The following is a 9,694-nucleotide window of genomic DNA, read 5'->3' on the forward strand; positions in this document are numbered from 1 at the left end:
ATTAAATCAAAACTCCATAACAATACTTTTAAGACAAATGAATACAACTATAACACTACGAAACGCCACAACCTCCGACCTGCCCGTTATCTTGTCCATTACCAACGATGCTATTTTGCACAGCACCGCCCATTACGCCTACGAACCGCAAACATTGGCCGTCCAAACGCAATGGTTTGAAGACAAATTGGCGCAAAACTGGCCTGTCATCGTGGCGGAAGCAGACGGGAAAGCCGTTGGATTTGGGACGTATGGTTCTTTTCGGGTGCGAGAAGGCTACCGCTTTACCGTAGAACATTCCGTATATCTACAAGACGACTTTCAGGGGCGAGGCATTGGGCAAATGCTTTTGCTAGAACTGGTCAGGCTTGCCAAAACACAGGGTTTTCATACCATGATTGGAGTGATAGATGCCGCCAACACGGGAAGTTGTGCCTTTCATGCGCGAAATGGTTTTGAACAAGTCGGACACTTGCGCCAAGTAGGTTATAAGTTTGGGCAATGGCTGGATTTGGTGCTGATGCAGAAGATGTTATAATCTAATTCAATAAACACACACATCATTCTAGCCAATCTAATCTTCTTTTAAATTCCTAAAAATATAACCCAATATCATGCAAAAGAACATAATCTTAGTTTTCCTACTTTTTTTATTTGCTACCAATCACAACTATGCCCAAAAACTCAGTCAACCCGAAAAAGATTTCGAATTATTTTGGACTACTTTTAGGGATAATTATGCTTTTTTCGCTTTAAAAAATGTCAATTGGGATAGCACTTACGCCAAATATAGGCCAATGGTTAGCTCCAAAACCAAAGAAAAAGAACTAATTTCGATATTGGGGCAAATGGTTGCGCCGCTCAAAGATGGCCACATTACCATTTCCAAAGGCGAAGAAATGGTTTACAAAAGCCCCAAAACTTCACATTTCAAACAAGAGTTTAAAGGCATGGAGGCCGCTTTCTGGCAAACAGTCGATACTACTTTATTGCAAAATGGCTTTTCTAAATCAGTGGGCATTGGTGCAGCATTTAAAGGCGAAAAGCTCTATTATTTTGCCCAAAGTCCGCAAGTGGCTTATATCCGAATTACGCGTTGTTTTAATGAAGTAGAAAGTCTTTTTGATGATAAAAAAGAAGGCCAGGACACGCGCCAAATGCTGCATTTGTTCGATTCCCTACTTACGAAAATATCTGATATACAGACGTTAATTGTGGATTTGCGTGGCAATGGTGGCGGACATGGTGGTTTGGAATTGGCCTCCCGATTGGCCACCGAAAAGCGTCTGACACACTACAAAGCCATTCGGCAAAAAGGCGGCTATCAACAATATTCTACGCCCGAACCGCAGTACATTGCGCCCAACAACGGCGTGCAATATCACGGCAAAGTTATATTGCTGACCAGCGACAAAACGGCCAGTTCTGCCGAAGATTTTACGATTTCGCTTTGCCAACAACCCAACGTAACAACCGTCGGGACGAATACATCAGGAATGTTATCGGATATGTACGGCGCGAATTTGTCGCACGACATCGCCTTTACACTGTCCAATCAGGTGTATTATTCGGCGGGTAAAGAAATACTCGAAGATAAGGGCGTTTCGGTGACGCATCGGGTAGCCAATACCAAACAAGACATTCAGCGACACCAAGACACCGTCTTACAGAAAGCCTTTGAAGTGTTATATTCGACTAAATAACTCACACATAAACAGATGCTTCAGCAACTCACCAGCCATTTGGCTACACGCACGCTTTGGCAAGCGGCTTTTTATTCGTTGGCCATCAATATTTTTATTTTTGGGCTGGCGATGAGCTTGGGCAAATGGGTTTTGCGCCAACCCAACAGCCAATTTGTAGCCCACAAACCCACTGCGACCACGTTTTTTGAATGGCGAATGGCAGGGCTTACCGTGTTGCTCAATGCCTTCGTCAATTGGTTGGGTTGGTGGCTTTGGCAACAAGGCTGGGTTGTGGTAGTACATTGTTACGGATGGTGCGTGTTTACCGATTTGCTGTTTTTGTTCCTGACAATGGATTTGGCCATGTACGTGCTACACAGGGTGGCGCATCATAGGCTTTTGTACGGCTGGGTGCACGCGTTGCATCATCGCTACGAAAACCCGCAACCTATTTCGCTTTTTGTGCTCAATCCCGCCGAAACGCTCGGCTTTGGTGGACTGTGGCTGGTGTTGCTGTGTTTGCGGCCTGTGTCGTGGTGGGCAGTGATTATTTACCTAACGGCCAACTTGATTTTTGGTTTGGTGGGGCATTTGGGTATTGAGCCATTTCCCCGAAAAATAACCAAAATTTTCTTGCTCAAATGGTTTACTACCAGCACTTTTCATGCGCATCATCACCAAGACGCGCACGTTAATTTTGGTTTTTATACACTTATTTGGGATAAATTATTCAACACGTTGGCTCGTTATTACAGCTCTCATTTTGGCCAATTGCCGCCGCATAAAATAACACCACTCCCCGACCAAGAAAATACTCCCGCCAATAACCCAAAGCCTCTATAAGCCACACAATAATTGTGGCTTTGGTATTATCAAAAACTAAACTGTTTCGTGAAGTTTGTTGTAAATCCTGACCGCCTGCATGGCTTCTTTCACGTCGTGCACGCGCAAAATAGCCGCGCCACGTTCCAACGCCAACGTGTTGAGTACCGTAGTTCCGTTGAGGGCTTCGGCGGCACTCACACCCAACAGTTTCGTAATCATGGACTTGCGCGAAATCCCGACCAACATCGGACAATCCAAATGCTCAAAAAGCGGCATTTGCGCCAGCAACTCATAATTTTGGTCTAAAGTTTTGGCAAAACCAAAACCCAAATCCACGACAATATCCGTCACGCCTTTTTCGCGTAGCGTAGCAATTCTTTTTTGTAAAAAATCCATCACTTCCAACACTACGTCCTGATAGTCTGTGAGTTGCTGCATGGTTTGGGGCGTTCCGCGCGAGTGCATCAGGATATAAGGCGCGTTATGGCGGGCAATCACTTCAAACATTTGCGCGTCCAAATCGCCGCCCGACACATCGTTGATGATGTGTGCGCCTGCGCAAATGGCGTGTTCGGCCACTTGCGCCCTGAACGTGTCCACCGACAAAACGGCCTGCGGAAAATAATTGCGCAACAACTCAACGGCAGGCAAAACCCTGTCAATTTCCTGTTGCTCTGTTACTTCTGGCGCGTCGGGGCGCGTAGAATAACCGCCAATGTCGAGTATCGTCGCGCCATCGGTGAGCATTTCTTCCGCTTTCCGAAGCAAACTTTGGGCGTTTTCGTGGCGACTTTGCGCATGAAACGAATCGGGTGTAACATTCAAAATGCCCATTACCACAGGTTCTTGCAACGAAAGCAGCCGCCCGCCTACACGAAGTGTTTGTTTTTTCATCAATATTTTTTTCAGAAAAAATTAGCTAATCATTTGCTCAAAATCGGCTTCCGAAATCACAGACACGCCCAATTTTTGGGCTTTTTCCAACTTAGAATCGCCTGCTTTTTCGCCTGCCAACAGATACGTGAGTTTGCCCGACACGCCCGAAAGCACCTTTCCGCCATTGGCCTCGATTTTGGCTTTCAACTCGTCGCGTTCGTAGCGTTGGAACGTACCAGAAATAACAAAGGTTTTGCCTTGCAACACATCGCTTTCTTTTTCAAGTTTATGTTCGTCGGAAACTTGCAACTGTACGCCAACCGCTCGCAAAGCCTCGATGTAGGCGCGGTTTTTTTCGTCTGCAAAAAAAGCAACCACACTTTGCGCGATTTTCTCACCAATTTCGGGAGCTGTACGCAATGTTTCGTAATCAGCGGCGGCGATAGCGTCTATATTTCCAAAAAATTGCGCCAGTTTTTCGGCCACCGTTGCGCCTACATACCGAATCCCGATACCGAAAAGTACACGCTCGAAAGGTGTTTGCAACGATTTTTGTACGCCGTCCAGTAGGTTTTGGGCAGATTTTTTGGCGAAACGTTCCAGCCCCAGCAGTTGTTCCAATTTCAAATGATACAAGTCCGCAGGATTGGAAATCAAGCCTTTATCAAAAAGTTGTTCGATGGTTTCCACGCCAATTCCTTCGATGTTCATGGCCTTTCGTTGGATAAAATGCTCAATGCGGCCTTTGAGTTGCGGCGGACAACCCGACTCATTCGGGCAATAATGCGCCGCTTCACCGTCCTTGCGCACCAAAGGCGTTTGGCAGGCGGGACATTCGTCTATAAAACCCACTGGCTGACTGTTTGGCTCACGTGCCGAAAGTTCCACCGCCGTAATTTTGGGGATAATTTCGCCGCCTTTTTCCACGTACACCAAATCGCCCAAATGCAAATCCAAGCGTTGTATTTCGTTGGCGTTGTGAATGGACGCGCGTTTCACGACCGTTCCCGCCAACTCTACGGGTTCGAGGTTGGCCACTGGCGTAACCGCTCCCGTGCGCCCCACCTGATACACCACACTGAGCAGGCGCGTTGTTTTGGCTTCGGCTTGGTATTTGAACGAAATAGCCCAACGCGGACTTTTGGCCGTAAAGCCGAGTTCTTCGCGTTGCGCAAAATCATTGACTTTCAGTACAATACCATCAATTGCCAACGGCAAAGTTTCTTTATTTTTTTCCCAGAAATGAATAAAATCCATCACTTCGGCGATAGAAGCGCAACGGCGATACGTGGGTGAAACATTAAATCCCCACGATTCTAAAGCCTTTACAGATTCTTCATGCGTGCCGAATGGCAGGTTTTCGCCCATCAGGGCATAGACATAACATTCCAAATTTCGCTTGGCCACGAGTGCCGAATCTTGCATTTTGAGCGCACCTGATGCCGCATTGCGGGGGTTGGCCAACAGCGAATCGCCGATGTCTTCGCGTTCTTTATTGATTTGTTCAAAAGTTTTGTAGGACATAAAAACCTCGCCGCGCACCTCAAACACAGGCGGCAAATTGGCCGCTTTTACGCGCAACGGAATACTGCGAATCGTGCGGGCATTGGCCGTAATGTCGTCGCCACGCACGCCGTCGCCGCGTGTGGCCGCCACCGTCAGCAAGCCATTTTCGTAACGCAAGCTAATGGCCACGCCATCAAATTTGAGTTCGCACACGTACTCGAAATTGTCGCCGATGATTTTGCGAATACGCTGGTCAAAGTCTTGTAACTCGGCTTCCGAATACGTGTTGCCCAGCGAAAGCATGGGATATTGATGAAAAACCGTAGCAAATTCTTTGGTGATAGCTCCGCCCACGCGTTGCGTTGGGGAGTCGGGTTGTGCCCATTGCGGATGCGCTTGTTCGAGCTGGTGCAACTCAGCCAGCAATTTATCAAACTCAAAATCAGAGACTTCTGAAGTGCTATTCTGGTAATATTGCTCGTTGTAATGGTTAAGTTGGGCGGTAAGTTCCGCGATGCGGGCTTGTATGTTTTGCGTACTCATGGATGCAGTAGATTGTGTCTTGGGGTCAGTGTCCGAAGGCGGTTCTTTTTTCAGAAAAAAATAAAACAACCACCTTCTTTTGAGTACGCAAGTTGCAATAGAATCCTTTGCCAAGCAAACCCTCCGTTTGAATCATATTTGTGAAACTCGCTGAAAATTATTGAGAGATACGGGTTTTGTTCCTAATATTGTAGCTTCAAAAAACGTGGTACTAAAGCCAAACTTCTCCCCAATTTTATGAGCCTTCACGCCATTTCTCCCATCGACGGGCGATACAGTCGCCAGACACACGAACTATCAACCTATTTTTCGGAAGCGGCACTCATGCGTTTTCGTGTGCAAGTAGAGATAGAGTATTTTATTGCGCTGTGTCAAATTCCGTTGCCTCAATTGGCCGATTTCGACCCGCAACATTTTGGAGCATTGCGCAAGCTTTACACCGATTTTTCCGAAAACAATGCGGTTGCTATCAAAAACATTGAAGCAACCACCAACCACGACGTAAAAGCGGTGGAGTATTTTATCAAAAAAGCCTTTGAAGATTTGGGGCTGCATCGCTACGTGGAGTTTATCCATTTCGGCCTTACGTCCCAAGACATCAACAACACGGCGATTCCGCTTTCGTTGCAAAAAGCGCACGTGGAAGTTTTCAAACCTCTGTTACAGGAAGTTATCGCGCAATTGGACACGTTGGCGACACAATGGCAAGACGTACCGATGTTAGCACACACACACGGCCAACCCGCTTCGCCTACGCGTTTGGGTAAAGAAATTCGTGTGTTCCACGAACGCCTACAACAACAACTTCTTTTGTTGGAGCAAGTGCCTTTTTCGGCCAAATTCGGGGGAGCAACTGGCAATTTCAACGCGCATTATGTGGCTTATCCGCAACACAACTGGGAAGAATTTGGGCATAATTTTGTAAACAATACACTAGGCCTACGCCGCAGCCGTTACACTACCCAAATCGAGCATTACGATAATTTGGCGGCTTTTTTTGATGGCCTTAAACGCCTCAATACCATACTCATAGACCTTGACCGCGACGTATGGCAATACATTTCGATGGGTTATTTCAAACAAAAAATCAAAGCAGGAGAAGTGGGTTCGTCGGCCATGCCGCACAAAGTAAACCCCATTGATTTTGAAAACTCAGAAGGAAATTTGGGCATTGCCAATGCCATTTTTGAACATTTGGCCGCTAAGTTGCCTATTTCGCGCCTGCAACGCGACCTTACAGACTCAACGGTTTTGCGCAATGTGGGCGTTCCGTTGGCGCACACGCTTATTGCCCTAAAATCTTTGCAAAAAGGCTTAGGCAAATTGGAGCTAAACCCTGCGGCCATCGCCGACGATTTGGAAAACAATTGGGCAGTAGTGGCCGAAGCTATCCAAACCATTTTGCGCCGCGAAGCCTATCCGCAACCTTACGAGGCACTCAAAGCCCTTACGCGCACTGGCGACAAAATTAACGCAACTACCATTCACGCGTTTATCAATGGCCTGCAAGTGTCTGACACGGTGAAAGCAGAATTGTTGGCCATTACGCCATTCAATTATGTAGGTAACTGATTTCCATGACATTACCCAAAATCATTTTGTTGGTCGGAATGCCCGCCTCTGGTAAAAGTACCATTGGCGCGGCACTCGCCACGCGTTTGGGTTATCGCTTTACCGACACGGATATTTTGATTAAAAAACAAGAAAACAAGTCCGTTCCCGCGATTTTTGCCCAATACGGTGAGCCTTATTTTAGGGAAAAAGAAAAACAGCTCATTCCGCAACTGGCCACGCTGCCCAACCCGACGGTAATCGCTACGGGTGGCGGCTTGCCGTGCTTTTGGGATAACATGGAGCAATTGCTTCAGGTCGGGACAGTTGTTTTTTTGGATACCGAATTGCGGACACTCTACCAGCGACTTTTGGCCAAACAAGCCGCACGCCCTTTGGTGGCAGGCCAAAGCCCTGAACAGCTAAATCGCTGGCTTACAGAACGCTACAACCTGCGCGTACCTTTCTACCAAAAAGCACATTTCCGCATTTCGGTTACTGACTCGGAACGTGTGGAAGAGATTGTTACTAAAATTACAGACACGCTTACAGCTTAGAAATCAACCTTTTTTGCCATGAAAATCCTGTCTGCTGCCCAAATCCGTTTGGCCGACCAATACACCATTGCACACGAGCCAATTAGTTCGCTGGCCCTGATGGAACGAGCCGCCACGCAATGCACGCAATGGCTTACGGCACGTCTGCGACCGCATACGCCTGTGTGGGTGTTTGCGGGTACTGGCAACAATGGCGGTGATGGGTTGGCCATCGCCCGACAGCTTCACGGGCAAGGTTACGCAACTGCCGTTTTTGTACTGGGCGCAGCAAAATATTCGGCGGATTGCGCCGCCAATCTCACGCAATACGAGGCTTTAGGCCTATCAATCAACTATTTACATCATATTTCGGACTTCCCTCCTATTCCGCCAAACGTCTTGGTCGTTGATGCGCTTTTCGGTTCGGGACTCAATCGGCCTTGCGACGGACTGGCCGCCGCCCTCATTGAGCACCTCAACGCGAGCCGCGCCAACATCGTAGCCATAGACTTACCGTCAGGGCTTTTTTGTGAAGACAATAGCCAAAACATTGACGAAAATATTATCGCGGCAGGACATACGCTTTCGTTGCATTTGCCCAAATTGGCTTTGCTGCTCCCCGACTATCAGCACAAAATCGGACAAATGCACGTGCTGCCCATCGGCCTAAACGAAGATTTTATCAAAAATCAACATACAGATTATCAATTTATTACCCTCGCAGATTGCGCCGCGATGTATCGGCCACGCCAACAGTTTGGCCACAAAGGAACATACGGACACGCGCTTGTGGTGGCGGGTAGCAGGGGGAAAATGGGTGCGGCGGTATTGGCTACGCGGGCAAGCCTTCGGGCTGGGGCGGGTTTGGTATCGGTGCTTACCGCCGAATGTGGCTATACTATTTTGCAAACCACAGCCCCCGAGGCCATGACGCTACTCAACGAAGGGGAAAATTATTTGCAAGGAAAAATACCTGAACTTACGGCTTATCAAGCGATTGGAGTTGGTTGCGGCATCGGGACGGAGACGGAAACCGCTATGTTTTTAGGGGAAATTCTTGGCAATTATCAGCGGCCAATGGTGATAGATGCCGACGCGCTCAACGTGTTGGCCACGCGACCCGACTGGCACGGCCTCATTCCTGCCCAAAGCATCCTGACACCGCACCCCAAAGAGTTTTCGCGCTGGGCGGGGCGTTGGGACAACGACACGCACAAACTGCAATTACTCAATGATTTATCCAAAAAACTGCAATGCCACATCGTTCTGAAAGGAGCTTATACGGCCATCGCGCACCCCAACGGCCAAGTTACATTTAACAGCACAGGCAATGCGGGGATGGCTACTGGCGGCTCTGGCGATACGCTCACGGGCATACTCACGGCACTACTCGCACAAGGCTACACGCCCGAAACAGCCAGCATCTTGGGTGTTTGGTTGCATGGCTTTGCGGGCGATTGCGCGGCGGCACATTACGGCCAAGAAGCACTCATCGCCAGCGATTTAGCAGAATTTTTGGGAGAAGGATTTAAGGCTTTGGGAAAAGAAAAACAACAAAATAGTTTATTGTAAGATTTTTAATTTCCTCGCAATACTTCTATTTCCGTGATGCTCAGGCCTGTATCTTCCGCAATTTCTTCATTGGTCAAATTACGCCTGATAAGTTTACGGGCAATTTCAATTTTTTCGTTATTCTTTGCCTTATTAATGGCCGTTTCTATGGCATAATCATAAACGGCCTTGTTGTCGCGGTAAACTTTGAGATTCATTTCGTATTTTTCCAAATCGCTTTGCCCCATACGCGCCAATTCTGCTTTCTCGAAAGCCTGCTCAAAAACATCATCTTTAAAAATGCTCGGCATCGCCTGAAAATCTTCTAAGTGTTTCAAAAAATACAGCCATTTGTCCAAACGCGAGGTTAGCTCGCTTTCTATTTTCAAGAAGAAATAACCAGCTTTTCGTTGTTTTATGATAATGTCATAATATACTGATTTTCAGTATAATAACACCAGCTTTCTTTCTCCATATTATCATGTTTTGCTACAACATTTACTACACCATGTGGCAAATGTTGTAGCAAAAATAGCATGATTTTCTTAGGTCAAAACAATATTTTCCCCTAAAAGTGTGTATTGCACCTTATTACAAAGCGTTTCAATAGAGATGCTTTAA

General features: G+C 47.1%; 9 protein-coding genes. 6 read left to right on the top strand and 3 right to left on the bottom strand.

The window, feature by feature from the left end:
* The first annotated feature begins 37 nt into the window (after positions 1 to 37).
* The 3 genes from BM090_RS16480 (at position 38) to BM090_RS16490 (ending at position 2,528) form a co-directional block, all read left to right on the top strand.
* A complete protein-coding gene (locus BM090_RS16480) occupies positions 38 to 538 on the top strand; it encodes a GNAT family N-acetyltransferase (protein ID WP_177199985.1) in 501 nt (166 codons plus the stop codon).
* A 76-nt stretch (positions 539 to 614) separates the two neighbouring features.
* Positions 615 to 1,703: a S41 family peptidase gene (locus BM090_RS16485; protein ID WP_091516137.1), complete on the top strand. Its 1,089-nt coding sequence runs from the start codon at positions 615 to 617 to the stop codon at positions 1,701 to 1,703.
* Between the two features lie 15 nt (positions 1,704 to 1,718).
* Complete coding sequence (locus tag BM090_RS16490; protein WP_091516140.1) at positions 1,719 to 2,528, top strand: sterol desaturase family protein; 810 nt, start codon at positions 1,719 to 1,721, stop codon at positions 2,526 to 2,528.
* A gap of 36 nt (positions 2,529 to 2,564) precedes the next feature.
* Here BM090_RS16490 and folP read toward each other — a convergent pair whose 3' ends face one another.
* Entirely contained in the window at positions 2,565 to 3,404 is an 840-nt protein-coding gene (gene folP / locus BM090_RS16495) for a dihydropteroate synthase (RefSeq protein ID WP_091516144.1), read from the bottom strand.
* A gap of 21 nt (positions 3,405 to 3,425) precedes the next feature.
* A complete protein-coding gene (ligA, locus tag BM090_RS16500) occupies positions 3,426 to 5,435 on the bottom strand; it encodes an NAD-dependent DNA ligase LigA (RefSeq protein ID WP_091516172.1) in 2,010 nt (669 codons plus the stop codon).
* Positions 5,436 to 5,672: 237 nt separating this feature from the next.
* Here ligA and purB point away from each other — a divergent pair, with 237 nt between their 5' ends.
* Genes purB through BM090_RS16515 form a run of 3 tightly spaced genes read left to right on the top strand, consistent with a single transcriptional unit; the run spans position 5,673 to position 9,094 of the window.
* Positions 5,673 to 7,007, top strand: coding sequence for an adenylosuccinate lyase (gene purB / locus BM090_RS16505; protein WP_091516147.1), 1,335 nt, complete (start codon positions 5,673 to 5,675; stop codon positions 7,005 to 7,007).
* A gap of 5 nt (positions 7,008 to 7,012) precedes the next feature.
* Complete coding sequence (locus BM090_RS16510) at positions 7,013 to 7,543, top strand: shikimate kinase (protein ID WP_091516151.1); 531 nt, start codon at positions 7,013 to 7,015, stop codon at positions 7,541 to 7,543.
* Positions 7,544 to 7,561: 18 nt separating this feature from the next.
* The gene (locus BM090_RS16515; RefSeq protein ID WP_091516154.1) at positions 7,562 to 9,094 is read left to right on the top strand and encodes an NAD(P)H-hydrate dehydratase; all 1,533 of its coding nucleotides are present in this window, start codon (positions 7,562 to 7,564) and stop codon (positions 9,092 to 9,094) included.
* Between the two features lie 5 nt (positions 9,095 to 9,099).
* Here BM090_RS16515 and BM090_RS16520 read toward each other — a convergent pair whose 3' ends face one another.
* Positions 9,100 to 9,462 (bottom strand): PD-(D/E)XK nuclease family transposase, encoded by a 363-nt coding sequence (locus tag BM090_RS16520; protein WP_177199986.1) that lies wholly within the window; start codon positions 9,460 to 9,462, stop codon positions 9,100 to 9,102.
* Positions 9,463 to 9,694 lie beyond the last annotated feature (232 nt).

The sequence above is a fragment of the Flexibacter flexilis DSM 6793 genome, assembly GCF_900112255.1.
Taxonomy (GTDB): Bacteria; Bacteroidota; Bacteroidia; order Cytophagales; family Flexibacteraceae; genus Flexibacter; species Flexibacter flexilis.